Origin of the sequence: Pseudomonas sp. Nvir (assembly GCF_963778085.1) — a bacterium.
Lineage (GTDB): Bacteria > Pseudomonadota > Gammaproteobacteria > Pseudomonadales > Pseudomonadaceae > Aquipseudomonas > Aquipseudomonas juntendi.
This window is the reverse complement of the sequence record NZ_OY970405.1, coordinates 5142228-5166496: the sequence shown is the minus strand read 5'-3', so window position 1 is coordinate 5166496 and position 24269 is coordinate 5142228. Positions and strand designations below refer to the sequence as shown.

23 protein-coding genes and 1 pseudogene are annotated in these 24269 nt (G+C 61.0%); 15 read left to right on the top strand and 9 right to left on the bottom strand.

All coding sequences use genetic code 11. The features are described 5' to 3' along the window. The first annotated feature begins 1 nt into the window (after window position 1). The gene (locus AACG97_RS24815) at window positions 2-640 is read left to right on the top strand and encodes a pseudouridine synthase (RefSeq protein ID WP_029887384.1); all 639 of its coding nucleotides are present in this window, start codon (window positions 2-4) and stop codon (window positions 638-640) included. A gap of 153 nt (window positions 641-793) precedes the next feature. Here AACG97_RS24815 and AACG97_RS24810 read toward each other — a convergent pair whose 3' ends face one another. Continuing rightward, window positions 794-997 (bottom strand): DUF2788 domain-containing protein, encoded by a 204-nt coding sequence (locus AACG97_RS24810; protein ID WP_003249787.1) that lies wholly within the window; start codon window positions 995-997, stop codon window positions 794-796. Between the two features lie 54 nt (window positions 998-1051). Next, on the bottom strand, window positions 1052-1528 hold the full coding sequence (locus AACG97_RS24805; protein ID WP_003249795.1) for an Lrp/AsnC family transcriptional regulator: 477 nt from the start codon (window positions 1526-1528) through the stop codon (window positions 1052-1054). A gap of 395 nt (window positions 1529-1923) precedes the next feature. On the opposite strand from AACG97_RS24805, the gene AACG97_RS24800 reads away from it, so the two are divergent. Beyond that, on the top strand, window positions 1924-2712 hold the full coding sequence (locus AACG97_RS24800; RefSeq protein WP_125855119.1) for a DUF6515 family protein: 789 nt from the start codon (window positions 1924-1926) through the stop codon (window positions 2710-2712). 13 nt (window positions 2713-2725) lie between these two features. On the opposite strand, the gene AACG97_RS24795 is transcribed toward AACG97_RS24800, so the two are convergent. Together AACG97_RS24795 and AACG97_RS24790 are read right to left on the bottom strand one after the other, a co-directional pair. Continuing rightward, window positions 2726-3598, bottom strand: coding sequence for a cation diffusion facilitator family transporter (locus tag AACG97_RS24795; protein ID WP_009685411.1), 873 nt, complete (start codon window positions 3596-3598; stop codon window positions 2726-2728). A gap of 21 nt (window positions 3599-3619) precedes the next feature. Continuing rightward, window positions 3620-4039: a polyribonucleotide nucleotidyltransferase gene (locus AACG97_RS24790; protein WP_197886260.1), complete on the bottom strand. Its 420-nt coding sequence runs from the start codon at window positions 4037-4039 to the stop codon at window positions 3620-3622. A gap of 116 nt (window positions 4040-4155) precedes the next feature. Here AACG97_RS24790 and AACG97_RS24785 point away from each other — a divergent pair. Continuing rightward, window positions 4156-4536, top strand: a pseudogene (locus tag AACG97_RS24785) (DEAD/DEAH box helicase); the annotation flags it as partial. A gap of 263 nt (window positions 4537-4799) precedes the next feature. Here AACG97_RS24785 and AACG97_RS24780 read toward each other — a convergent pair. Beyond that, on the bottom strand, window positions 4800-5411 hold the full coding sequence (locus AACG97_RS24780; protein WP_033690910.1) for a TetR/AcrR family transcriptional regulator: 612 nt from the start codon (window positions 5409-5411) through the stop codon (window positions 4800-4802). Window positions 5412-5556: 145 nt separating this feature from the next. On the opposite strand from AACG97_RS24780, the gene AACG97_RS24775 reads away from it, so the two are divergent. The 6 genes from AACG97_RS24775 to hrpB all read left to right on the top strand — a co-directional run bounded on the left by AACG97_RS24775 (window position 5557) and on the right by hrpB (window position 14224). Next, a complete protein-coding gene (locus tag AACG97_RS24775) occupies window positions 5557-6819 on the top strand; it encodes a serine hydrolase domain-containing protein (RefSeq protein WP_197886259.1) in 1263 nt (420 codons plus the stop codon). Between the two features lie 107 nt (window positions 6820-6926). Beyond that, window positions 6927-8261: a hypothetical protein gene (locus tag AACG97_RS24770; protein WP_115294835.1), complete on the top strand. Its 1335-nt coding sequence runs from the start codon at window positions 6927-6929 to the stop codon at window positions 8259-8261. 36 nt (window positions 8262-8297) lie between these two features. Next, a complete protein-coding gene (locus tag AACG97_RS24765) occupies window positions 8298-9395 on the top strand; it encodes a polyamine ABC transporter substrate-binding protein (RefSeq protein ID WP_197886258.1) in 1098 nt (365 codons plus the stop codon). 23 nt (window positions 9396-9418) lie between these two features. Next, window positions 9419-9907 carry a DUF3237 domain-containing protein gene (locus tag AACG97_RS24760; RefSeq protein WP_033690911.1) on the top strand — a complete coding sequence of 163 codons (489 nt, stop codon included), beginning with the start codon at window positions 9419-9421 and terminating at the stop codon, window positions 9905-9907. Window positions 9908-9994: 87 nt separating this feature from the next. Continuing rightward, window positions 9995-11161 (top strand): MFS transporter, encoded by a 1167-nt coding sequence (locus AACG97_RS24755; RefSeq protein WP_009685420.1) that lies wholly within the window; start codon window positions 9995-9997, stop codon window positions 11159-11161. A 528-nt stretch (window positions 11162-11689) separates the two neighbouring features. Continuing rightward, window positions 11690-14224: an ATP-dependent helicase HrpB gene (hrpB, locus tag AACG97_RS24750; RefSeq protein WP_197886257.1), complete on the top strand. Its 2535-nt coding sequence runs from the start codon at window positions 11690-11692 to the stop codon at window positions 14222-14224. Window positions 14225-14779: 555 nt separating this feature from the next. On the opposite strand, the gene AACG97_RS24745 is transcribed toward hrpB, so the two are convergent. Next, window positions 14780-15436 (bottom strand): YciC family protein, encoded by a 657-nt coding sequence (locus tag AACG97_RS24745; protein WP_009685422.1) that lies wholly within the window; start codon window positions 15434-15436, stop codon window positions 14780-14782. Between the two features lie 166 nt (window positions 15437-15602). On the opposite strand from AACG97_RS24745, the gene AACG97_RS24740 reads away from it, so the two are divergent. From AACG97_RS24740 to AACG97_RS24720, 5 genes are all read left to right on the top strand, one after another. Beyond that, window positions 15603-16352, top strand: coding sequence for a DUF2076 domain-containing protein (locus AACG97_RS24740; RefSeq protein ID WP_197886255.1), 750 nt, complete (start codon window positions 15603-15605; stop codon window positions 16350-16352). A 76-nt stretch (window positions 16353-16428) separates the two neighbouring features. Next, the gene (locus AACG97_RS24735) at window positions 16429-16908 is read left to right on the top strand and encodes a LabA-like NYN domain-containing protein (RefSeq protein ID WP_009681780.1); all 480 of its coding nucleotides are present in this window, start codon (window positions 16429-16431) and stop codon (window positions 16906-16908) included. 8 nt (window positions 16909-16916) lie between these two features. Next, on the top strand, window positions 16917-17522 hold the full coding sequence (locus AACG97_RS24730) for a 3'-5' exonuclease (protein WP_009681781.1): 606 nt from the start codon (window positions 16917-16919) through the stop codon (window positions 17520-17522). Between the two features lie 146 nt (window positions 17523-17668). Continuing rightward, window positions 17669-18589, top strand: coding sequence for a drug/metabolite exporter YedA (yedA, locus tag AACG97_RS24725; protein ID WP_144189358.1), 921 nt, complete (start codon window positions 17669-17671; stop codon window positions 18587-18589). Window positions 18590-18643: 54 nt separating this feature from the next. Further along, window positions 18644-19975: a DEAD/DEAH box helicase gene (locus tag AACG97_RS24720; RefSeq protein WP_047150147.1), complete on the top strand. Its 1332-nt coding sequence runs from the start codon at window positions 18644-18646 to the stop codon at window positions 19973-19975. Window positions 19976-20001: 26 nt separating this feature from the next. On the opposite strand, the gene AACG97_RS24715 is transcribed toward AACG97_RS24720, so the two are convergent. From AACG97_RS24715 to AACG97_RS24705, 3 genes are all read right to left on the bottom strand, one after another. Then, window positions 20002-21243: a TIGR03862 family flavoprotein gene (locus AACG97_RS24715; RefSeq protein ID WP_197886675.1), complete on the bottom strand. Its 1242-nt coding sequence runs from the start codon at window positions 21241-21243 to the stop codon at window positions 20002-20004. A gap of 148 nt (window positions 21244-21391) precedes the next feature. Then, window positions 21392-22306, bottom strand: coding sequence for a histone deacetylase family protein (locus tag AACG97_RS24710; protein ID WP_009681787.1), 915 nt, complete (start codon window positions 22304-22306; stop codon window positions 21392-21394). A gap of 494 nt (window positions 22307-22800) precedes the next feature. Continuing rightward, window positions 22801-23487 (bottom strand): histidine phosphatase family protein, encoded by a 687-nt coding sequence (locus AACG97_RS24705; protein ID WP_110676592.1) that lies wholly within the window; start codon window positions 23485-23487, stop codon window positions 22801-22803. A 179-nt stretch (window positions 23488-23666) separates the two neighbouring features. Between AACG97_RS24705 and AACG97_RS24700 the strand changes: the two genes are divergently transcribed. Next, on the top strand, window positions 23667-24236 hold the full coding sequence (locus AACG97_RS24700) for a GNAT family N-acetyltransferase (protein WP_009681789.1): 570 nt from the start codon (window positions 23667-23669) through the stop codon (window positions 24234-24236). Window positions 24237-24269 lie beyond the last annotated feature (33 nt).

Sequence of the window (24269 nt, the reverse complement as noted above, 5' to 3'; positions counted from 1 at the left end):
CATGTCACTGCCACCCCGTAACAAGCCGCGCCGCCCCCAGGCGCGGCCTGCCGCCGGCCCGCGTCGCCAGGCCAAAGCGCCGCCGGCCGAGCCCCGCCTGATCCTGTTCAACAAACCGTTCGACGTGCTGACCCAGTTCAGTGACGGCGAAGGGCGGGCGACGCTCAAGGACTTCATCGATATCCCGGGCGTATACCCGGCCGGGCGGCTGGACCGTGACAGTGAAGGCTTGCTATTGCTGACCAACGATGGCGGGCTACAAGCGCGGATTGCCGACCCTAAGCACAAGCTGGCCAAGACCTACTGGGTGCAGGTGGAAGGTGAGCCGAGCGACGAGCAGTTGCAGCGTTTGCGTGACGGCGTGGAGCTGAACGATGGGCCGACCTTGCCGGCCGAGGCGCGGCGCCTGGCCGAGCCCGCGTTGTGGCCGCGCAACCCGCCGGTGCGTTTTCGCAAGAGCGTGCCGACCAGCTGGCTGGAGCTGGTGATTCGTGAAGGGCGTAACCGCCAGGTGCGGCGCATGACGGCAGCGGTGGGGTTGCCGACCTTGCGCCTGGTGCGGGTACGCATTGGTGACTGGGCGCTCGACGGGTTGGAGCAGGGGTGCTGGCGCGAGGTTCCGGCAAAATTGCAGCGCTAGTGGGGGCCGCTTTGCGGCCCATCGCGACACAAGGCCGCTCCTACAGAACCGCGCAAACCCATGCCTTGGGTCGCGATCCCCGCTTTGTGCGACCCCTGTAGGAGCGGCCTTGTGTCGCGATGGAGCGCAAAGCGCTCCCCGCATTCCCAAGGCCTAAACCCCTTCAAGAAACCCCACCACCACGCTCTTGATGATAAAGGCCAGCACCCCCAGCCCCAGCACGAAGAACAGGATCAGCGTACCGAACTTGCCCGCCTTGGACTTTTTCGCCAGGTCCCAGACGATGAAACCCATGAAACCGATCAGCACGGTGACCAGGATGATCATCATCCACTCTTCGAATACGGCGGGATCCATCGGTGTTCTCCAGGCAGTTTGAGCGCTCGAGTATACGCCCGCAGGCGCGGGCAATTACCGAAGGTGGGTCAATGGCAGCTCGGTGCTGGCCAGCACCTGGTTCAGCACGAAACTCGAACGCACGCTGGTGACGCCTTCGATGCGGGTCAGGCTGCCGAGCAGCAGTTTCTGGTAGTGGTCCATGTCGGGCACCACCACCTTCAACTGGTAGTCGGCATCCATACCGGTGACCAGGCTGCATTCCAATACCTGTGGCAGGTTGCGGATAGCGGCCTCGAAGGTCTCGAAGCGCTCCGGCGTGTGCCGGTCCATGCCGATCAGCACGTAGGCGGTCAGGCTCAGACCCAGCTTCTTGCGGTCGAGCAGGGCGACCTGGCGGGAGATGTAGCCGTCGTCCTCCAGCTGCTTGACCCGACGCGAGCATGGCGAAGGCGACAAGCCGATGCGCTCGGCCAGTTCCTGGTTGGAAATGCGCGCATCGCGCTGCAATTCGGCGAGGATGCTCAGGTCATAGCGGTCGAGTTTGCTCATGGCATTTGCCTTTTCTGTTCGGATTGCGGCGAATTATCATTCCAGGGTGAAAAATTGCGCAAGTAATATTTATATGAGCAATCTTCGCAATCCGCTGCCGCCAGCTGTCCGGTATCTTTATCAACAGAATCACTGCCCGGACATCAGTCCACGGCGACGCGCCCTAGGCGGGCGGTCGCGGCCAGCCATCCAACCGGATCCGCAGGCCCCCGGGCTACACAGCTTCCAGAAGACGCTGTGAGGTGAGCCGGCGCCACAAGTGCCGAGCACGGACGACAATTCCTGAAGGGAGGCCCTGCGGCCTCCCTTTTTTCATGTCGGTAATTTTAATTGGCCGGCCTGAAGAGCACGGTAGACTGGCTGCCTGCTGCAGTTTACCTACCGAGAGGAATACCATGACGTCGCGCATCTGGCAGTTGGCAGGTGTTGGTTTGCTGGGGTTGGGCATCAGCCTTGGGGCGCTGGCCGAAGGGCCCGGCGACCCTGCGCCCGGTCGGCCGCTGAACGCCCGCGACGAAGTGCGCCAGACCCAGCCGCCCCGGCAGGGCTACTACCAGGATATTCCCCGCCGCCATGGCGATGAGCATCGCTGGCAAGCCGGGGGGCCGGGGCCAAGGCCCGGTGGCGACTGGCAGGGGCGCCCGGACGGCCATGGCAATGGCTGGGGGCCGGGGCCGCAGTACCGCCCTGGGCACACGGTCGATCGTTTCCCTGACCGCTACTGGAAAGTGCCCTATCGCGGCCATGACTACTTCTACTCCGGCGGCTACTGGTACCGCCCGCATGGCGGCAATTACATCGTGGTAACCCCGCCTTACGGGGTGCGGGTGAATTACCTGCCGCCGTATGCACGGGAAGTGTGGGTGGGTGGGGCGTTGTTCTTCCTGGTTGCCGATACCTACTACCAGTACCTGGAAGACAGCCAGGAATATGTGGTGGTCAACCCGCCGCCACCCGCGCCGCCACCGCCGGTTGCGGGCGGCTATGACGTGATGGCGTACCCGATGTATGGCCAAGGCCCGGAGCAGCAGGAGCAGGACCGTTACCAGTGCCACCGCTGGGCGGTCAGCCAGTCAGGCTTCGACCCCGCCACCGCGACCTACGCGCCGCCGCCGAATGTGCTCAGCAATTACCAACGCGCACTGGGGGCCTGCTTCAGCGGCCGAGGGTACAGCGTCAACTGACCCACGCGCAGGTTCAGACCGGGTCGGCATGCACCATCACATCCGCTTGCGGATAACGCTGGCGGATCACCCGCGAGGCCTCCACGCACAGCTCATGGGCATCATGCAGCGGCAACTGCCCGGGCAAATCCAGGTGCAGTTGTACGAACCACTGGTTGCCCGACAGCCGCGTACGCAGGTCGTGCACGCCTTTGACCCCGGGAATGGCCAACACCAGCGCGGCCATTTCCTCGCCCACATCGCCGGGCAGCTCCTTGTCCATCAGGATGGCGATACTCTCGCGCGCGATCTGCAGCGCGCTCCACAGGATGTAGAGGGCAATGCCCAGGCCGAACAGCGCATCCAGCTGCGGCCAGCCGAAACGGGCCAGTAACAGCGCCAGCAGGATGCTGCTATTGAGCAGCAGGTCCGAACGGTAGTGCAGCGAGTCGGCGCGGATCGCCGTGGAGCCGGTCAGGCGGATGACCTTGTACTGGAAGGCCAGCAGGGCGACCGTCAGCACCAGTGACAGCAGCATCACCGCGATACCAATGCTGGTATCACCCAAGGGTTGTGGCGTATGCAGGCGCTCCACCGCCTGCACGCCGATCAATACGGCACTGACGCCGATGAACAGCGCCTGCGCCATGCCGGCCAGGGCTTCGGCTTTGCCATGCCCGAAGCGGTGGTCGTCATCAGCCGGGCGCAGGGCGTAGTGCACGGCCAGCAGGTTGAGGAACGAGGCGACGGCGTCCAGTGCCGAGTCGGTGAGCCCGGCCAGGAGGCTGACCGAGCCGCTCAGCCACCAGGCCAGCGCCTTGCTCACTACCAGGATGCCGGCCACCGCCAGCGAGGCGCGGGTGGCCAGGCGCAACAGGCGCTGGTGTTCAGCCGGGGTAGTTATCATCCGTGGTCAGGTCCTTGTGGTTCAGGCTGCTGGCACCAAGCCAAGGCTGGCCAATTGCTCGACACTGCCGCGGTGCTGGATAAGCCGCGGGTCGTCAAGCGGCAGGCGCTGGCCCAGTTCGGTTTCAAGAATGGCCTGCAGCTTCAGGTTGTCGACCTTGCCATCCGGGCTGACCGCCTGTTGCAGTTTTGCCGGGTCGACTTGGGCGGTGTGGCCGCCTGGGTAGTAGATGGCGCCGGTGGCGAAGTCGATGCCGAAGGCGATCAGCCCGGGGATCACGTAGAAGAGGATGCCGATAGCGTCCATGGCGGCAACCACCGGGTCGACCTTGCCACCGATCTGGCCGCGACGGTCCGGGTAGAAAATGGTGCCGCAGGCGGTCAGTTGGGTCAGCAGGGTAACCACGAGTGCGCCACCGATGGCGCGGGTTGGGATGCGCATGACAATCTCCGAAAGGGTATTCAGCAGGGCAAGCGAAGCGCCTGAGCCTGATGCTAAGACCATGATAGGGCAGGCTGGGTTCGCCGTTATACTCGCCAGACTGTTCGAGGACCACCATGATTTCATTACCCATTGATGCGGCCTTGCCCGCTTTGCGCCAAGCCTTGCAAACCCGCGACGAAGCGGTGCTCGAGGCGCCCCCGGGGGCGGGCAAGACCACCCGTGTGCCGCTGGCGTTGTTGCACGAGCCATGGCTGGCCGGGCAGACCATCCTCATGCTGGAACCCCGGCGCCTGGACGCCCGCGCGGCGGCCGAGCGGCTGGCCAGTGAGCTGGGTGAGCAGGTTGGGCAAACCGTGGGCTACCGCATCCGCCTGGACAGCAAGGTAGGCCCCGGCACCCGTATCGAAGTGGTCACCGAAGGTATTCTTACCCGCCGCCTGCAAGCCGACCCGGCACTGGAAGGGGTGGGCTTGCTGATTTTCGACGAATACCACGTTTTGCCACAATCCCCGGAAACGCATATTTCTTGTCAAACCAAGATTTGAGCCTTGCTGCCCTTTCTTTGCTCTGCTCCTCATCGAGCACCTAAGTGGTGTATCAGGTGATGCAGTCAAGCTGAGCCCGACCCTGCAGCTTTTCCATTCCAGACCAACCCTCGGCGAGGGTCTTTAATCCCACCTCCGGTAGGTGCCACGGGAGGTTCTTCATTGCCGCACGAGCGCTGCTCCGCTCCAGCAACCTCTCACGAAGCCAATGCCTAGCCAGCCTTCATCCCATGGAATAGCAATGAGGTGATTCGCCGGACATTGCTGTTGTGTTCCTCGCGATCTGGATCCGTCGCTTTGACTAGCCTCATCAGCTGGACATGGGAATAGTCGTTCAAGAGGAACGCGGCCAACTCGACGTCCAGATCCGCCCTGAGCTTGCCTGCCTCCTGAAGCGCCCTGAGCACATTTGCAATCTCTCCCTGCAGCTTGTGGTTCATTTGATGGTACGAGTCAGGCAGCCCGACTCCACCGCTCAGCACCAGTGGCAGCAGCTCAGCCCAAATGGGGGCAGGTAAGACTTTGAGGCTGTAGCTGATCAGAAGCGATTCCAGGTGGCACAGCAGATCCACCGGGTCTTCGAACTGGTGCATGACCTCCCGCAGGTCGAGCACTGCGCGCTGATCAGCCTCCTGAAGCAACCCCAGCAGGATCTCCTGCTTGCTCGGGTAGTACTTGAAAACGGTAGGTGACGACACCCCGGCGAGCTTCGCTATCTGGTCAATAGACGTCTGCGCATACCCCTGATCTCTGAACAATTCGATGGCCGCCTCGGAGATGGCCTGGCGGCGCAGCTCCATCTGTCGTTCACGTAATCCACTCACTTGCGCTATCCGGTTGTCCACAGTCGAATGTAGCCTACCAGAAAAGGTGATCCCAATAAAATGTTTTAGTTGACTAAAGTTTTTGTTCGTAATAAATCTTTAGGGCATCTGCACGAACCGCAGAGTCATTTTTCGGGACAGCGTCATGAACGATAACAAGATTGATCATCTGGCCGAGCAGTACCGTAAGGCCAAGCAAGCGGTCATCAGCGGTGGACTTTCAGTCTCTCTGATGCAAGGGTTCCCAGCCACTCCAGATGCCCGGGTGACCTGGGATAACTGGATGCGTCCACCCTACAACCGCTGGGCTTTCAGAAATCTTGCACGCTTGCGCCCAACCATCGATGTCAAAGCTGGGAACGGTGCTCCCAGTGAGTGGAAATGTGCTCCCGGATCACTGGGTGGCTTGGCGTTCGAAAGCGTGATCGGCGAGTCGGTGACGGTTGCTGAGCACCTGCAGGCGAGCCAAACCGACGCCTTCATCGTGGTGCGTAACGGCGAGGTTATGCACGAGGAGTACTTCAATGGTCAGCAGCGCAGCGACCGGCACATCATGTTCTCCGTTACCAAATCGTTGATCGGCATGATCGGTGAAGACTTAGTGTCGTCGGGCATTTTGAACCCGGAGGCTCTGGCCAAGACCTATGTTCCTGAGTTTGGCGACGGTGCCTTCGCAGACGCAACCGTGCAGCAACTGTTCGACATGGCGGTAGGCATCGACTACAGCGAGGTCTATGACGATCCTGCTTCGGAAAGCTCTCAATATGGCTACGCCTGCGGATTTCAGCCGGCGCCGACTGAGTTTTCGCGCTATGAGTCGCTGTACCAGTACATCCCCTCGTTGCGAAAATTGGGTGAGCACGGTGGGTTTTTCCACTACGTGACTGCAACGACTGAGGCGTTAGCGTGGGTGATGGAGCGAGCAAGCGGTCTGTCTTGTTCGGAGCATCTTGAGCGCGTGTGGGGCAAGCTCAGCTGCGAGCGCGATGGCTATTTTATGGCTGACCCTTGGGGGCGCAGTGTGGCTGGTGCCGGCTTCAACGCGACCTTGCGTGACATGGCCCGCTTTGGTCAGTTGATTCTCGATGGCGGCAACCGCAATGGTGAACAGCTCATTTCTCAGAGCGCGATCGAGCGAGTGCTTCGTGGCGCTGACCCTGCTATCTACGCTGCGAACGAAGAGTTCTCCGAGTGGACGCCGGGGGCGTCGTATCGCAGCCAGTGGTATGTCTTCAACGACCACAGTCAAGCCATCATGGCAGGTGGTATCCATGGGCAGTACCTGTTTGTGGATATTCCCTCCAGGACAGTAATCGTCAAGCAATCCTCCCTACCTGAAGCTGTTACCGACCTAGATGCGGATAGCGTGCGGATGCTACGCGCTATTGCAATGCATTTGAGTGTTTAAAAAATAATTAAAGGATGCAGTCGCATCCTCCTGCTTTAGCAGGTTTCGGCGGCATGATTTGCCGCCCAACTGCCCTGTAATACAAAAACAATGCACAGGAGCATCACATGTACCGCACCCCGCGTAATGCCGGAGTATTGCTAGCGCTCGGCCTCGTTTCAGTGAGTCAGTTCACATGGGCCGGTTACAAGTTTGAAGATGGTGATTTAAGTGGAGAGTTTTCATTCTCTGCGGGTGGCTCTACTATCACCGCTCGGAACATTAACTTCGGGGCCGGGGTCAAGGATCTTCGTAGCGGTAAGGATCGTGGTACAAAAACGACTTGGCAAGAAATTTATGTCAAGCCCAAGGTTGCATTTGATTATAAGTTGAATCCTGATCTGAGCTTATTGGCGGGTGGCTCAGTGGTTGCCGCAAGCACCTTTGGGGATGGTGATGCTGGCGGCAACACGCGCAGCTCCGATGGCAGCGCTTCTGTCGAAGAGGCTTACGCAGGCTTCCGGGCTGGGAATTGGAAATTCACGGCTGGCCGTCAGGACTACATGATTGGTACCGGCTTCATCGTCATGGATGGCAACCTTGATACCTTCGGGGACGGCGCGTACTGGCTTGGCCCGCGCACGGCGTTTCGCGATTCTGCTTTGTTGGCCTGGGATGGTGGAGCTGCTCAGGTACAAGCTTTCAGTTTGGCCACCGATGATCATCTGGGCGATTTCCGGATGAATGGGGTCAACCTGGATTATGATGTGGGCGGTGCAGTCGTTCTTGGGGCAACTGCTATGAAGGTCGATGCGCTTGAGGGCCATACCCCTGCACGAGCTGCCCGTGACGGTATGCAGGTCTATAACGTGCGGGCTCTCAAGGCCGTTCACCCGGCTCTGCCCGCTCTGGAACTCAATGGCGAATACGCAGTCCAGCGAGGGAATGGTGACGGCGTTGACTACGACGCCAACGCTTGGTATGCCGAGGCGGATTACACGTTTGATATGCTTCCCTTCGCGCCTGTGCTTGGATACCGTTACACGCACTTTTCGGGTGACTCCGATCTAACTGATAATCGCCAAAAAGCCTGGGATCCTTTAAGTAAAGGGTTTATCGACTGGGGTACCTGGTTGCTCGGTGACGTCGTCGGAAACTATCTCCTGTTCAACACCAACCAGAATGTTCATCAGTTTTCAATCAAGAACCACCTCACTGAAAACCTGACGTTTGGTGTCATCCACTACCAATTCTCGCTTGACGAAAAGAACTATCAAGGAACCCCGGTTGACAAGCGTAGATTTGCGGATGAGACGGCAGTGTACTTAGATTGGACGCCAACGCCTCGCCTTTATACGTCCCTTTCGTATAACTGGGTAAATGCAAAATCCGCTGCAAAACAAGTTTTCGGGGATGACGAGCGTTTCAGTGCGCTTGAACTCTATTTTACGTATCGCTACTGAGTTCAATCAGGCATTATCAATTGCGAGGTGTCGTTCATGAAGCAGGCTTTTTTGCGCAGCGTGTTTGGCGTCGCTGCACTGGCCGTCAGTTCTCTGGCTTGGGCTCAGCCTACCGTCAGGATCTACAACTGGATTGAGTATCTACCACCGCAGGTTCTGAAGGACTTTGAGCAGGAGACAGGCATACGTCCAATTTACGATGTGTTCGATAGCGTTGAAATCCTTGAGTCAAAGTTGTTGACCGGTAACTCGGGCTATGACGTAGTCTTTCCTGGAAGCTCGAACATTGGAAAGCTCATCCAGGCTAAAGCGCTAGAGCCACTTGATCGTGCGCAGCTACCGAACTGGAGTCATTTGGACGAGTCCGTGATGAAAAACCTCGAAGCAGTGGGGGATACGGGGAACCAATATGCCGTTCCGTACCTGCTTGGAACTACGATCATCGGCTACAACGTGGACATGGTTCAGAAGGCGCTCGGCAAAGACGCAGACATGGGTTCGTGGGACGCCATATTCAAACCTGAAAATATTTCCAAGCTCGCCACGTGCGGTGTTGGTTTCCTGGATGCTGCGACAGAGATCATTCCGATTGCCTTGCATTACCAAGGCCTCGATCCAAACAGTCAAAAGGCCAGTGATTACAAGCAGGCCGAGCAGGCAGTTCTGAAAATTCGCCCATATGTGAGCTATTTCAACTCGTCCAGGTATGGCATGGATCTGGCCAACGGGGATATCTGCGCAGCCGTTGGGTGGTCGGGCGGCTTTACTTTGGCCAAGCAACTTGCCAACGCTGCCGGAAAAGGGGTCAAGATCAAGATGGTTGTCCCCAAGGAGGGCGCACCTACCTGGTCAGATGTCATCGCCATTCCTCTGAACGCACCGAATGCTAAGGAGGCTCATGCTTTCATAAACTACATCCTCCGCCCTGATGTGATTGCCAAAATCAGCAATAAGATCGGTTACCAAAATCCAAACAAGGACGCGACTGCTCTGGTAGATGAATCCTTGCGAAACGATCCTACGATCTACATTCCTGAAGCGGAGCGTTCTAACTTGTACGTTCTTGAACCGATACCGTCATCCATCGAGCGCGTACGGACTCGAACCTGGACGTCGATCAAGAGCAATCGATGATTCGGATTGCACGAGAGGAAGTAATGGAAAAGTCCGAGCACGAATCTGTGAGCGTACCTGATTTAAAGTGGGTCATGACCTTGAAGGTTGATATCTCTGTGCATGAGAACTTGGGAGAGTGTTGCGAAGGTTGGCGCAGCAACTACCCGATCACGGGGGGTACCTTTGAAGGCCTGGGTTTTCGTGGGCGTGTTTTGCCTGGGGGAAGTGACCAGTATCTTGAGCGAAGGGACGGCGTAGGGGAGCTGGATGCCCGGTACAGCCTGTTAACGGATGCCGGAGAACTCATCAATATCCACAACACAGGCCGCCTGCTTCTCGACGAGGAAGGACGACGCTTGAGCGCGGAAGGCGTGTGGCCATTGAAGCAAGAGCGCTATCGCTGTACCTGCACACCGGTCTTCCAGGTGGCTAATGGGCCTTTGAGCTGGTTGCGAGATCACGTGTTTATTGGCCATGTCAGCTATCCCGCTGAAGGGCAAGTTCACATTGCCTGTTACCGTTTAGCGTAACAGGCGTCGTCGACATAGGCTGGTCTTATGTATTGAGGCCCACCCTGGTCGTCCGCCAAGCGGCGACCAGCAGGATCTAACAAAAATATGAATACACAATCAGACAACGTCTTGCGCGCAGCCTGCATTCTCATTGCGGCAGGATCCATTCTTGCCGTAGGCATTCAACCGATTTTCATCGGCCTCTTAGTCGAGCGCCTGGGGTTAACGCTCGCTCAGCAAAGCAGCGTCATGTCAGCCGAAATGTGTGGTTCGATTTTTGGCACGTTGGCATGCGTTCCGATCATGCGCCGGTTTAGTGTTCGCACTACGGCACTCTTGGCTGCATCCGCGTTACTCGTAAGCAATCTATTCACTGCTCAGGTTTCTGATGTTTCGATGTTGATGGCGGCTCGTGTCGTTGCCGGAATAGGATCGGGGATCCTGTACGCCTATTCCATTTTCGGCCTCGGAGGGTTGCGCGACCCTGATCGCTCCTATGGGGTGCTGCTGTTCATGCAAACAGCGCTTTTTGCTTTCTCGGCTGCGACAGTACCGCTGATTGCAGGGCGTCTGGGTTTCGGGTGGGCAATCAATTACCTGTCGATCTGGTTCGCCTTGATCTGCTTCGCGTGCATGTTTTTGCCTCGGACAACCGCTCCCAAGCCCAAAAATACAACCGACGCGAATGCGAAGAGTCTTTCGGTCGTTGGGGTGTTCTCCCTTATCGGGATGGTCTTGCTCCAAGTGTCCATCTATTCGCTTTGGGGGTTCGTAGAGGGCATAGGCACTGACGCGGGAATCGGGGCCGTGGAGATCGGTTGGGCCTTGAGCGTCGGTTTGCTGGGTGGTTTGCCCGGAGCCGCATTGCCAAGCCTTCTGGGCAAGAAGCTCGGGCGAGTGCCGATGATTCTTACGGGCTCGACGATCGTATTGGCGGCCATCGTCATGTTTGCAACCGCCATCAGAAGTGCCGTTGATCTGGGGATCGCCGTGTTTCTTATGAACGTTGGCTGGAACCTTGCGCTGTCGTACTACATGTCGTCGGTCGTCGCCCATGATCCAACGGGTCGGCTCACTCGCATGGTGGGGAGCCTGCAAGTCATCTCTGCCGCTGCAGCGCCAACGATTTTGATGGTGCTCATCGGTAACCAAGGTCGGCAGGAGATTTTTACCCTATCGGCTGGCTCGGTGTTGCTGGGCGGTCTATCGATGGCGGTGATGCTGGTACTCAACCGCAGGCGCAAGACCGAAGCTGATTTTGCTATTCAGTAAGGCTGTAGGAATGTCATCCCCCTTTGGGCGGTGGGCGCAGCTCCACTCATGATTAGGGCTAATTGACCTTTAGATCAACTACCTCTATCGGCGCACCCGCCTGAACATGATTCCGGGAGGCAAGGCAGGGCCTCGTTACCTCAGGGAATACTCGATCCTTCGAAAGGGGCAGGTGGTCACTCCGGATGAGCGTGAGGGCATCCTGAAGGCCTGGCTGGATGAGGAGATCAAGACCGCAAGCTACCTCCGCTCAGCCTCGCCGAGCGTTGGCAGGACGATGCATGGGCGTCTGCACAGATCTGCAGCCGTTCTGACCGGCTATCAATCACGCAGATCACGGCCATTCGCGAGCTATCCGTCAGTCATCCGGTTGATGAAATAGCACATCGCACTGGCGCCACAATTTCTCAAGTCCAGCGTGTGATTGCCCGCAAATCCTACTCCCGCGTCATTTGAGTATTGGCGCAGCTCCGGCCTCCTTGAGGCGATCAACCTTTGTATACTGCCGCGTATGTCGTAGGAGTACACATGAGTTCGTTGCCGATCAATGCCGCGTTGCCGGCCCTTCTAAAAGCCCTTCAAGAGCGAGATGAAGTGGTGCTCCAAGCACCGCCTGGCGCCGGTAAAACGACGCGCGTTCCCCTCGCGCTGCTCGATGAGTCCTGGCTTCAAGGGCAGACAATCATCATGCTCGAACCTCGCCGCCTTGCGGCGCGCGCTGCTGCGGAGCGCATGGCGAGTGAGCTGGGTGAGAAGGTCGGCGAAACCGTGGGCTATCGCATTCGTCTCGACAGCAAGGTAGGCCCGCGTACGCGCATCGAGGTAGTTACTGAAGGTATCCTGACGCGCCGCCTGCAAAGCGATCCTGCGCTTGAGGGCGTGGGTCTTGTGATCTTCGACGAGTTCCATCTGCGAAACCTGGATGCCGATCTGGCGTTGGCATTGACGCTAAATGGACGTGAGCTGTTCCGGGACGATGCTCCGCTGAAAGTACTGCTGATGTCGGCAACCCTTGAGGGCGAGCGGCTGTCACGCTTGCTGGATGACGCACCGATCGTGTCCAGCGAAGGGCGGATGTACCCGGTGTCGACGATCTGGAGCAGGCCGCAGCAGCCCGGTGAGTACCTCGAACCCCGGGCCATCAGTGCGTGCCTTGATGCTCTCGACGAGCAGACAGGCAGCTTGCTTGTATTCCTGCCAGGGCAGGCTGAGATCCGTCGTGTTCAAGCAGGGCTGGAAGACGCTTTAAGAGCCTCGCCATATTTGCAGCAGAACACACTCCTATGCCCGCTGCATGGTGAACTCGATCTGAATGAGCAGCGTGCGGCGATCGATCCCGCCCCACCTGGGAAGCGCAAAGTGGTGCTGGCAACCAACATCGCCGAGACCAGTATCACCATTGATGGTGTGCGCGTAGTCATCGATACAGGCCTTGAGCGGGTTCCGCGCTTCGACCCACGAAGTGGGATGACGAGGCTGGATACTCAGCGGATATCCAAAGCCAGCGCAACCCAGCGTGCAGGTCGTGCAGGCCGGGTTGAGCCAGGGGTGTGTTATCGCCTGTGGTCTGAGGCCCAGCATGAGCAGATGGCTGGATTCAGTGCCCCCGAAATTCAGCAAGCCGACCTCACAGGCTTGGCGCTGCAACTCGCTAAATGGGGTGCAGAATCGGGTGACCTACGATGGCTTGATGCGCCGCCTCCAGCGGCATTTTCACAAGCGAATGACCTGCTCCGCCGCCTTGGCGCGCTGCAACAAGATGGGCAGTTGACCAAGCATGGCCAAGCGATGGCAGAGCTGCCCAGTCATCCACGCATTGCACATCTGTTGTTGCGTGGCCATGAGCTGGGCCTCACTGAGACAGCGTGCAACATTGCAGCCCTGCTCGGCGAGCGAGATATACAGCGTGGCAGCGGCGCAGATTTGCACAGTCGGCTGGCCATTCTTTCAGGGGAGCAAAGGGCTCAGCGATCAGAGCAAGCCGGCGCCCAACGAGCGAAGCAATTGGCGAAGCAGTACCGTTCATACATGCGCGGCTCAGCATCGCAACCCGTCGCTGATCCTGATCACCCTCAATGGGTGGGCTGCCTCTTGGCACTCGCCTATCCCGATCGTGTTGCGCAACAGCGCCGAGCTGGAGGGGCTGAGTATCGGTTGGCGAATGGTCGAGCAGCGATGTTTACAGAAGCTGATGCGCTGATGAAACATCCGTGGTTGGTCATTGCTGATTTGGGCAGTCGGCAGGGCCAGCGCGAAGAACGGATCTACCTGGCTGCCGATTTGGACGAAGCGTTGTTCGACACTGTCCTGAAAGAGCAGGTCACCCAGGTGGATGAGCTCGATTGGGATGAGCGAGAGGGCGTCCTTCGTGCTGAGCGGCAGGTGAAAGTGGGGGAGTTGATCCTGGCTCACGCACCCCTGGCCAACCTCGACGATGACGCCCGTGTTCAGGCCCTGCTCAACTACGTTCGCCGCAAAGGCCTGGAGCTTTTGCCGTGGACACCAGAGCTACGTCAGTGGCAGGCGCGAGTTGAGTTGCTGCGCATTCTGGATGAAGAGGCAGGTAGCCCAAGCGAGTGGCCTGATCTTCGTACTGAAGCCCTGCTGGTGTCGCTTGAGGTGTGGTTAGGCCCGTATGTGGGAAAGGTCACCCGGCTAAGCCATTTCGGTCAGCTGGACTTATCCTCCATGCTCCGCAATTTGCTGCCTTGGCCTTTGCCGCAGCAGCTCGATGCACAGGCACCTCAGACGATTCCAGTCCCCTCAGGTTCGAATATTCGCATCGATTACAGTGAACGTCCCCCGGTGCTTGCTGTAAGACTGCAGGAGCTGTTCGGGCAGGCTGATACACCACGCATTGCAAATGGACGACAGGTGCTCAAGCTGCATCTGCTATCGCCGGCACGCCGTCCGGTTCAGGTTACCCAAGACCTTGCGAATTTCTGGAAGTCCACTTACGGCGATGTGAAGAAAGACTTGAAGGGGAGGTACCCGAAGCATTTTTGGCCGGATGATCCACTGATCGCTCAAGCGACTGCGCGTGCCAAGCCCAGAGGCACATGATCGACAGGAGGCGCGCAGGGGCGGAAGGCATTTTGCCAAACTGAGGATTCAGAGCGCTTCCAAGGGCAGCATAAAACTGCCCTATTTTATGCGCTCACTGCAAAGCGCCGCGTACTTTGTACTACTGGTGCGCTTAGCCTCGCTTCGTCGTAATTGGGGATATGTCGCCCATACCGCAAATATCTCCTCGTCAAGAAAGCTACCCAAGGTTCGAGACGCCCGTGAGGTTTTACGAGGTGAGCTCTAGAGTGTCAATGTTGGGTCTGAAGCGAACGTGCGGCTGGCGGATAGGCTGTCAATGTCTGCCGTAATCGACCTGCAGATAGTCAATCTTTGGAAGCAACATTGACAGTCAATGCCGTTTTTGTCTGAACCGGCTAACGCCCGTATGTTTCGGGGGCTACACGTTGTCAATCAATCAGGGAGGTAGGTGATAGAAAAGACTACTGGCCAGATGACCCACTGGTGGCGGAGGCCACGGCCCGGACGGAGCCGCGCGGCACCTGAAGGCGGCGCAGTGCCCCTGCACGTGCGCAGGCGACCGGGAGGGCGCCCTCAGGCGCCGGCTTTTTCTTCCAGCAACATGAACAGCCGGTAGAGCACCACCGTGCTGAACAGCTGCAGGAAGCCGCTGAGGCTGTCCATGGCCAGCTCCATGGCCGGCGATGGCTCGGGGAACGCCATGAGCAGTAACCCGTCGATCAGCCAGATCGGTGCCAGCACCGCGACCACGCAAACCATGATGCGCATGAAATGCCCGGTGGTCATGCTGGCGCTGTCGCGCATCGCCTGCACCACCGGCCGGCCACGCAGTACCAGCAGGTACTCGGCGAACACCAGGTTGATCATGATCCACACGCCCGGGAAGACGAACAGGGCCAGGCCCGCCATGATCAGCAGCGAGCTGATCAGGATCAGCAGGGCCAGTTGCGGCCACAGCTGCAAGGCGCGGGCGAACAGGTCGCGCTTGGCGATGTCCTGGCCCTGGCTACGGGTGTCCAGGTACAGGATCAGGGCGGCGCTGTACAGCGGATAGCACAGCAGGCTGATCAGCATGCCGTAGGCAGGCGATGCCTGGTCGCCCAGTTGCCGGTACAGCAGTTGGGTGAGCAGGGCCTCCAGCACGACCAGCGGCAGGCACAGCTGGATAATGTTCGGCAGGTGGCGGCGGAAAAAGTACAGGGAGTCGCGCAGGACGCTCAGCGGATTCATCGGGCTATATCGCATGGCAGTAAAAACAGGTGCATCACTTTAGCCCAAAGCAGGCGTGCCGCTGTCACTTGCTGAAAAATGTTTCACCCTTGCAGCGATTGAATCGCGCGGCGCAACGCCCCATCTTTGAGGTTGTCCGTTGTCCCGCTACCCATGAGGTCGCCCCATGAACACTGAAGAACAAACCCTGATCGACGGCCTGTTCGGCCGTCTCAAGCAAGCCGAAGACCCAAGCCAGCCGCGCGACCCGCAGGCCCAGGCCTGCATCGAGCAGCACCTGCGCCAGCAGCCGGCGGCACCTTACTACATGGCCCAGGCGATCCTGGTGCAGGAAGCGGCCCTCAAGCGCCTCGACGAGCAGAACAAGCAGCTGCAGGCCGAGCTGGAACAGGCCCGTGCCCAGGCGGCCCAAGGCAGCAACAGTGCGCCCAGCGCTGGCGGTGGCGGTTTCCTGTCCAGCATTTTTGGTACGGGCGGGCGCACTGCAGCGCCGCCGGTGCAGCCACAGCGGCCAGCGCCTGCGGTGGCATCGGCTGGCGGCTGGCGTGAGCCGGCGGCACCGGCCTACGCGCAACCGCCGGCACAGCAGCCTGGCGTGGGCGCTGCGCCGGCACGCAGTGGTGCCAGCAGCTTCCTCGGTGGGGCCATGCAGACCGCCGCCGGTGTGGCCGGTGGTGTATTGCTGGCGCAAGGTATCAGCAGCCTGTTCAACCACAACTCCCAGCCCGAAGAGGTGGTCGAGGTGATCAAGGAAGAGCCTGCGCCGGCCAGTGACAGTGGTGGCTGGAATGACCAGGGCGGGCAGCAGCAAGTGGCCGACAATGGTGGCTGGGGCAGCGACCAGGGTGGGTACGCCGACACCGACTACAGCAGCGATGACGGTGGGTTCTTCTCGGACGACGACTCCTACGTCTGACAGGTCTGGCATACTGCTGGCATTTCCGGGGCTGCTCAGCGGCCCCGGTATTCCAGGCCAGACACGAGGTTCCCAGGTGAAAAAGATCGCGCTGTTCGCCGATGTGCAGAACCTCTACTACACCGTGCGCCAAGCCCATGGTTGCCATTTCAACTACACCGCCCTGTGGGCCGATGTCTGCCGCGAAGGGCAGATCGTCGAGGCCGTGGCGTATGCCATCGACCGCGGCGACAGCAAGCAGCAACAGTTCCAGCAGATCTTGCGCAACCTTGGTTTCGACGTGCGCCTCAAACCCTTCATCCAGCGCAGCGACGGCTCGGCCAAGGGTGACTGGGACGTGGGCATTACCCTGGATGTGATCGATGCCGCCAGCCGGGTCGACCAAGTGGTGCTGGCCTCGGGTGACGGCGATTTCGACCTGCTGCTGGAGCGGGTGATCCAGCGCCACGGCACTGAGGCGGTGGTGTATGGTGTGCCCGGGCTGACGGCGCTGTCACTGATCCGTGCCGCCAGCCGCTATGTACCCATCGAGGGTAAGTTGTTGCTCAAGCACTGAGGTCATTCGTGGAACGTATCGCTGTCATCGACTTTGAAACCACCGGCATTTCCCCCGGTGCCGGCTGCCGCGCCACCGAAGTGGCGGTGGTCATGCTGGAAGGCGGGCGCATTGTCGAGCGCTACCAGAGCCTGATGAACGCCGGTGTGCCGGTACCCGCATTCGTCGCCGGGCTGACCGGCATCACCACGGCGATGCTGCGCAGTGCGCCGCCGGTCGACAAGGTCATGAACGAGGTGGCCGAGTTTGTGGGTGAGACCCCGCTGCTGGCGCACAACGCCGCGTTCGACCAGAAGTTCTGGGATTACGAACTGGCGCGCATCGGCCGCAGCCGCAGCCAGTCATTTGCCTGTTCGCTGTTGTTGTCGCGGCGCCTGTTGCCGGCAGCGCCGAACCACAAGCTGGGCACCCTGACCCGCTGGGCGGGGCTGCCGGACACCGGTAATGCGCACCGGGCCATGGCCGATGCCGAAATGGCCGCCAACCTGATGCAGCACCTGGCCGGCGTGTTGCGAGAACAGCATGGTGTGCAGCAGCTCTCGCATGGCCTGCTGTGCCGGTTGCAGAAAACACCGGCAGCCAAGCTGCGCGAGGCGCTGGTCAAGTATGCTTGAGGCGTGGTCGGCGCTCGCTTCAAGCGGCGCCCGCTTCAAACCGAACGCACCGAAAGTGTGCCGCTCATTTCAAGCCATTCTGTAACTTCTGTTCGCTCAGGCAGGCCCCTAGACTGTTCACCCGTAAACGGATTTCGAGTGTTCCAATGCCTGCCTCCCGTCGCATTCCCTGGTTGCTCATCGGCGCCTTCCTGGCGCTGTACCTGGTCTGGGGCTCCACCTACCTGTTCATCCGCATTGGCGTCGAGAGCTGGCCACCGATGCTCATGGCCGGTGTGCGTTTCCTGATCGCGGGTAGCCTGCTGTACGGTTTTCTGCGCTGGCGCGGTGCGCCGGCACCCACGTGGCCGCAATGGCGGGCTGCCGGGGCAATCGGCTTTCTGCTGCTAAGTTGCGGCAACGGCGGGGTAACGGTGGCCGAGCACGCCGGCGTGGCCTCGGGGGTGGCGGCCCTGGCGGTGGCGACGGTGCCGCTGTTCACCTTGCTGTTCGGCCTGCTGTTCGGGCACCGCAATTCGAAACTGGAGTGGGCAGGCATTGCCCTTGGGCTGCTGGGTATCGCCCTGTTGAACCTGGGGTCCAACCTGCAGGCGAGCCCGATTGGCGCAGCGCTGATCATTTTTGCCGCGGCCTCGTGGGCATTCGGTTCGGTGTGGAGCAAAAGCCTGCCCCTGCCACAGGGGCCAATGGCCAGTGCCGCAGAAATGCTGGTGGGTGGCGCAGTGCTCTTGTTGGGCAGCCTGCTGTCGGGCGAGCGCATGACGCAGGTACCAAGCGCTGCCGGCTGGGGCGCGTTGGCCTACCTGGTGTTCTTCGGCTCTATCCTGGCCTTCAGCGCCTATATGTACCTGCTCAAGCACGTGCGCCCGGCAGCTGCCACCAGCTACGCCTACGTCAACCCGGCCGTGGCGGTGCTGTTGGGGATCCTGTTTGCCGGTGAGCACATCGGTGCCGAAGAGTGCGTGGCGATGGCGGTGATCATTGGCGCAGTGGTGCTGATCGGCCTGCCGCAGTGGCGCAAGCCTGCCAAACCCGTATTGCCGTTGAAAGGCGAAATCTGCAAGTAGGCAGGGGCGATGCGGTAAACTTGCCGGCTTCGCTGAACCCCTGACGGTATTGCCATGAATTTCGCCCAACTCGGCCTGATCGAACCGCTGCTGCGCACCTTGCAGCAGCTGGCCTACACCACCCCCACACCGGTGCAGGCCAAGGCCATTCCCGCCGTGCTGGCCGGCCGCGACCTGATGGCCGCGGCCCAGACCGGCACCGGAAAAACGGCAGGCTTTGCCCTGCCGGTACTGCAGCGCCTGGCCCTGGAAGGCGAGAAAGTGGCCAGCAACTCGATCCGTGCCCTGGTGCTGGTGCCGACCCGAGAGCTGGCCGAGCAGGTGCACAACAACGTGCGCGAGTACGCCGAGAACCTGCCGTTGAGCACCTATGCGGTGTACGGCGGGGTCAGCATCAACCCGCAGATGATGCGCCTGCGCCGTGGCGTCGACCTGCTGGTCGCCACCCCTGGCCGGCTGCTCGACCTGTTCCGGCAGAACGCGGTCAAGTTCAACCAGGTACAGACCCTGGTGCTGGACGAAGCCGACCGCATGCTCGACCTGGGCTTTGCCGAAGAGCTGCAATCGGTCTATGCCGCGTTGCCACGCAAGCGCCAGACTTTGCTGTTTTCCGCCACGTTCTCAGAGCAGATCCGCCTGCTGGCAGGGCTGGCCCTGAGTGACCCGCTGAGTATCGAAGTCAGCCCACGCAATGCCGCTGCCGCCAGCGTCAAGCAGTGGCTGGTACCTGTGGATAAAAAGCGCAAGGAAGACCTGTTCTGCCACCTGATGCGCAAGCAGCGCTGGAAGCAGGTGCTGGTATTTGCCAAGACCCGTAACGGCGTCGACCAGTTGGTGGCGCGCTTGCTGGCCGAGGGTGTGAATGCCGATGGTATCCACGGTGACCGCCCGCAGGCGACCCGCCAGCGCGCGCTGGACAGCTTCAAGGCCCGGGAAATCCAGGTGCTGGTGGCCACCGACGTGGCTGCCCGTGGCCTGGATATCGACGATTTGCCGCTGGTGGTCAACCTGGACCTGCCCATCGTTGCCGAGGACTACGTGCACCGTATCGGCCGCACCGGGCGGGCGGGCAACAAGGGCGAGGCGATTTCGCTGGTGTGCGCCGATGAAGTGCAGCTGCTGGCGGCGATTGAGGTGCTGACCCGCCAGACCCTGCCGCGTCATGAAGAACCGGACTTCATTCCGGATCACCGGGTGCCGATGACCGACGCCAGTGGCCAGGTGATCAAGAAGCCGAAGAAGCCCAAAAAGCCGAAAGAGAACAGCGCCAAGCGTGGCTTGGGGCGCTGGATGGACAGCACCGAGGGGGGCAATGCCGAGCCTGCAGTGAAGGCAGTGCGCAAGGTACCTAGCTTCAATGGCGGGCCGCGCAAGCGTAAACCTTAGCCTCGCGGCGCCACAGTGGGGCGGTGTCAGCCCTGGGCTTTGAGCCATTGTGCAGCCGCCCGCCCGGCGTGCTGCCCGCTGGAAAAGCACGCGGTGAGCAGGTAGCCCCCGGTCGGTGCCTCCCAGTCCAGCATCTCGCCGGCACAGAACACCCCCGGCATGCCTTTGAGCATCAGCCCTGCATCCAGCCCCTCGAAACGCACACCGCCGGCGCTGCTGATCGCTTCATCCAGCGGTCGCGTGCGCACCAGGGTGATTGGCAGGGCCTTTATCGCCTGCGCCAACGCTTCAGGGCTGGCAAAGGTTGCAGGGGCGGTCAGCTCGCGCAGCAGTGCGGCTTTTACCCCATCGATACCCAGCTGGCTGTGCAGGTGCTTGGCCATGGAGCGCGACCCCCGTGGCCTGGCCAGTGCCTGGGCAATCTTGTCCACAGGCTTGTCCGGCAACAGGTCAAGCAACAACACGCCCCGGCCATCGCGGTTGATGGCCTCACGCACCGGCGCAGACCAGGCATACACCAGGCTGCCTTCCACACCTTGCGCGGTGAGGATGAACTCACCTTTGCGCGGTGCACTGCCAGGCACGCTGAGGGCGATGTTCTTCAGCGGCGCGCCGGCGAACTTGTCTTTCAACAGCGCGCTCCAGCCGGCCACCTCGAAACCGCAGTTGCTCGGTTGCAGGGGCGAGATATCCACAGCCCGTTCGGCCAGCAGCGCTTGCCAGCTGCCGTCGGAACCCAGGCGCGCCCAACTGCCGCCACCCAGCGCCAACACCAGCACAGCGGCGTTGACCAGGCGCTCGCCCTGTGGATAAGCGATCCGCAAGGCCCCCTCGGCGTTCCAGCCGAGCCAGCGATGGCGGGTGTGGATAACTACCCCGCTGTCGCGCAGGCGCTTCAGCCAGGCGCGCAGTAACGGGGCGGCTTTCATGTCGGTGGGGAATACCCGGCCTGATGTGCCGACGAAGGTCTCGATGCCCAGGCCGTGAATCCACTGGCGCAAAGCATCCGCGTCGAACTCGCCCAGCAGCGTGCCGATTTCACCTTGGCGTTCGGCATAACGGGCCACGAACGCGGGGTAAGGCTCGGAATGGGTGATGTTCATGCCGCCGACACCGGCCAGCAGGAACTTGCGGCCCACCGAAGGCATGGCATCGAACACCTCGACCGCCAAGCCTGCCTGGGCCAGGGCTTCAGCGGCCATCAGGCCGGCGGGGCCGCCACCGATGACGACAGCAAGGGGAGGCGATGCGGGGTTGAAATCGGGCATGGTGGGCAGCAGGCTGTGGAAAAGAGGCGCATTCTAGCGCAGCGCTGCCCCCGGAAGCACTGGTCAAAAAACAACCAGTGTTCTACAGGCCTTGCTGGTCAAGGCCTGCAGCGGCTTTCCCGCAGGTTATCCACAAGCGGTTCCACAGTCATTGTGAACAACCGATGACACGCGCTGCGCTGTGGTGAAGGATGCCGTGGCGTTTGGCCAGGGCCACCCGGTCCTTGCTGTAGCCGCCGCCGATCACACCCATTACCGCAATATCGCGGCCCAGGCAGTGGCGCAGCACGGCCTCGTCGCGGGCGGCCACGCCGGCGTCCGTCAGTTGCAGGTAGCCCAGCGCGTCGTCCTTGTGCACATCGACGCCGGCGTCGTACAGCACCAGGTCGGGTTGATACAGCGGCAGCAGGTAGTTGAGGGTGTCGTCCACCACGTTCAGGTAGGCGGTGTCGCCCATGCCCCGCGGCAGGGGAATGTCCCAATCGCTGTTGGCCTTGCGTGCCGGGAAGTTCTGTTCGCAGTGCAGCGAGACCGTGATGGCCTCCGGGGTATCGTGCAGGATGCGTGCGGTGCCGTCGCCCTGGTGCACGTCGCAATCGAAGATCAGCACCCGCTGGACACGGCCGGCCTCCAGCAGGTAGCGGCTGATCACTGCCAGGTCATTGAAGATGCAGAAGCCGGCAGGGTGGTCATAGTGTGCATGGTGGGTGCCACCGGCCAGGTGGCAGGCAACGCCATGCTGCAGCGCCAGTTCGGCCGTCAGCAGCGAGCCGCCCACGGCCCGTACGGTGCGCCGGGCCAAGGCTTCGCTCCAGGGCAGACCGAGGCGACGCTGGTCTTCGCGGGACAGCTCGCCATTCATGTAGCGTGCGATGTAGTCGCGGTCGTGGGCCAGGGCGAGGATATCGTTGGGGCAGATGTCCGGGCGCAGCAAGGCCTGGTCGGTGGTCAGCCCACTGTCGACCAGGTGGTCGTGCAGCAGGCGGAACTTGTCCATCGGGAAGCGGTGCTCGGCAGGGAACTCCGGGCTGTAGTCTTCGTGGTAGATCAGCGGCAACGGCATGGGGGAGGTCGCGGTCAGGGCCAGTGCTGATCTTGCCATGGCCGGGGCAGCTTTGCTGCCCAATCGCCGGCAAGCCGGCCACGGGGTGCGCATCAGGGCTGACAGGTGTTTGCCACAAGGTATGCAGCGCCTGTTAGAGCGAGCGCCGCCCGCGCGGCGCATCGCGAGCTGCGCTCGCTCCTACGTTTGTTTCGGGCCAATTATTCCTGTGGGATTTGCGCGCGAACGCCTTGGCGCATGCCTCAAAATCGCGTCGTACGAACAAGGCGGCCGCGCGCATCTGGCACAGGGGTTACTGGCCCGAAACAAACGTAGGAGCGAGCGCAGCTCGCGATGCGCCGCGCGGGCGGCGCTCGATCTCACAGGCGCTGAAGATGCTCCGGCTACCCTTGCCAGGAACCATAGAATCTCCCACAGGGACCGCATCAGGGCTGACAGGTGTTTGCCACAGCGCCTGTGTGGCTTACCGGCGATGAGGCCCGAGCAGGCCACTGCTATTTTGCGGCGCTGGCCAGCACCCGCTGCCAGTCGGGCTCATTCAGGCGGCCGAGGATGCGTGCCTTGCCGTTACCGTCCACCGAAACGAACAGCGCGCTGGCGTAGGCGCTTTCGCGCTCGCCGCCGGCCACGTGCTGCTGGCGGGCGAAGTGATCGATGCAGCCGTTATGGGTCACCAGCACCAGGTTGTGCCCGGCACGCTTGTGCGCCAGTGCATCGCTGGCGAACTGGCTGTCGCAGCTTTCCAGCCAGTCTTCGCTGGCCACCGCCTGGCCGAGGATGAAGTGCGCGGTTTGCCGGGTGCGCAGTTTCGGGCTGCTGAGCAGATCGGTGTTGGCCAGGCCCAGCTGGTGCAAGCCTTGGCCCACCCGCGTGGCAGCCTGGCTGCCGGCCACGGTGATGCCGGTGGGGTCGTCCAGGCACGGGCCCGGGGCGCTGTCGCAGCGTTCGGCGTGGCGGATCATCACGATCACGGCACCCTCGGCCCAGTTCTGCAGCAGGCCGCTGTCACTCAGTTGTTGCTCGTTGCCAAGGTCCACGATATGCGTCCTCGTCGCCAGCCAGGTGGTCAAGGCCGCCACGACCATGCACAAGCCAAGGGCGGCACCAAGGGCTTTGCGAGACAGGCGCCGTTTGCGCCGGGCGTGAATGGCAGGGTGCCCCAGGGTATTGCTCGATAGCATGCGTTGCTCCAGTGACAGGGCCGTGGCGGGCACGGCAGTGATGGCGGCATTTTGCTAAGCGAGCTGTCGGGGGCCGGTGAAGGGCGTGTGAAAATTGCATTCGGTTGCGGCCCGTTGGGTGAACACCGCGCCGGCGCCTACGCTGTAGACTGTAATTCGGCAAAACCGGAGCAGGCCCGATGACCTCCACCCTTCAACTGGAAAGCGCAAGGCTGGTGCTGCGCCAATGGCACGACGATGACCTGCGTGAATTTGCGGCGCTGTGTGCCGACCCGCAGGTGATGCGTTACTTCCCGGCACCGCTCACACGCCTGGAAGCTGCCGCGCTGATTGGCCGGATACGCGGGCACTTCAACGAATACGGTTTTGGTTTGTGGGCGCTGGAGCGCAAGGACAGCGGTGCATTCATCGGCATGACCGGCTTGCTGCAGGTAAACTTTGACGCCGATTTCGCGCCAGCCGTGGAGATTGGCTGGCGCCTGGCCCGGCGCCACTGGGGGCTGGGTTTTGCCAGCGAAGCCGCGTGGACCTGCCTGCGCTGTGCGTTCGCCCAATTGCGCCTGAACGAGGTGGTGTCGTTCACTGCCGAAAGTAACTTGCCATCGCAGAAGGTGATGCAGGCCATCGGCATGCAGCAAGACCTGCGCGGCAGCTTCGAGCACCCGCGCCTGCCCGCAGGCCACCCGCTACGCCCGCATGTGCTGTACCGCATCGACCGTGCGCACTGGGAGCACACCCTGCGCGCCTGAATGCACAGCCATGCTCGGTGCGAATGGCAAACG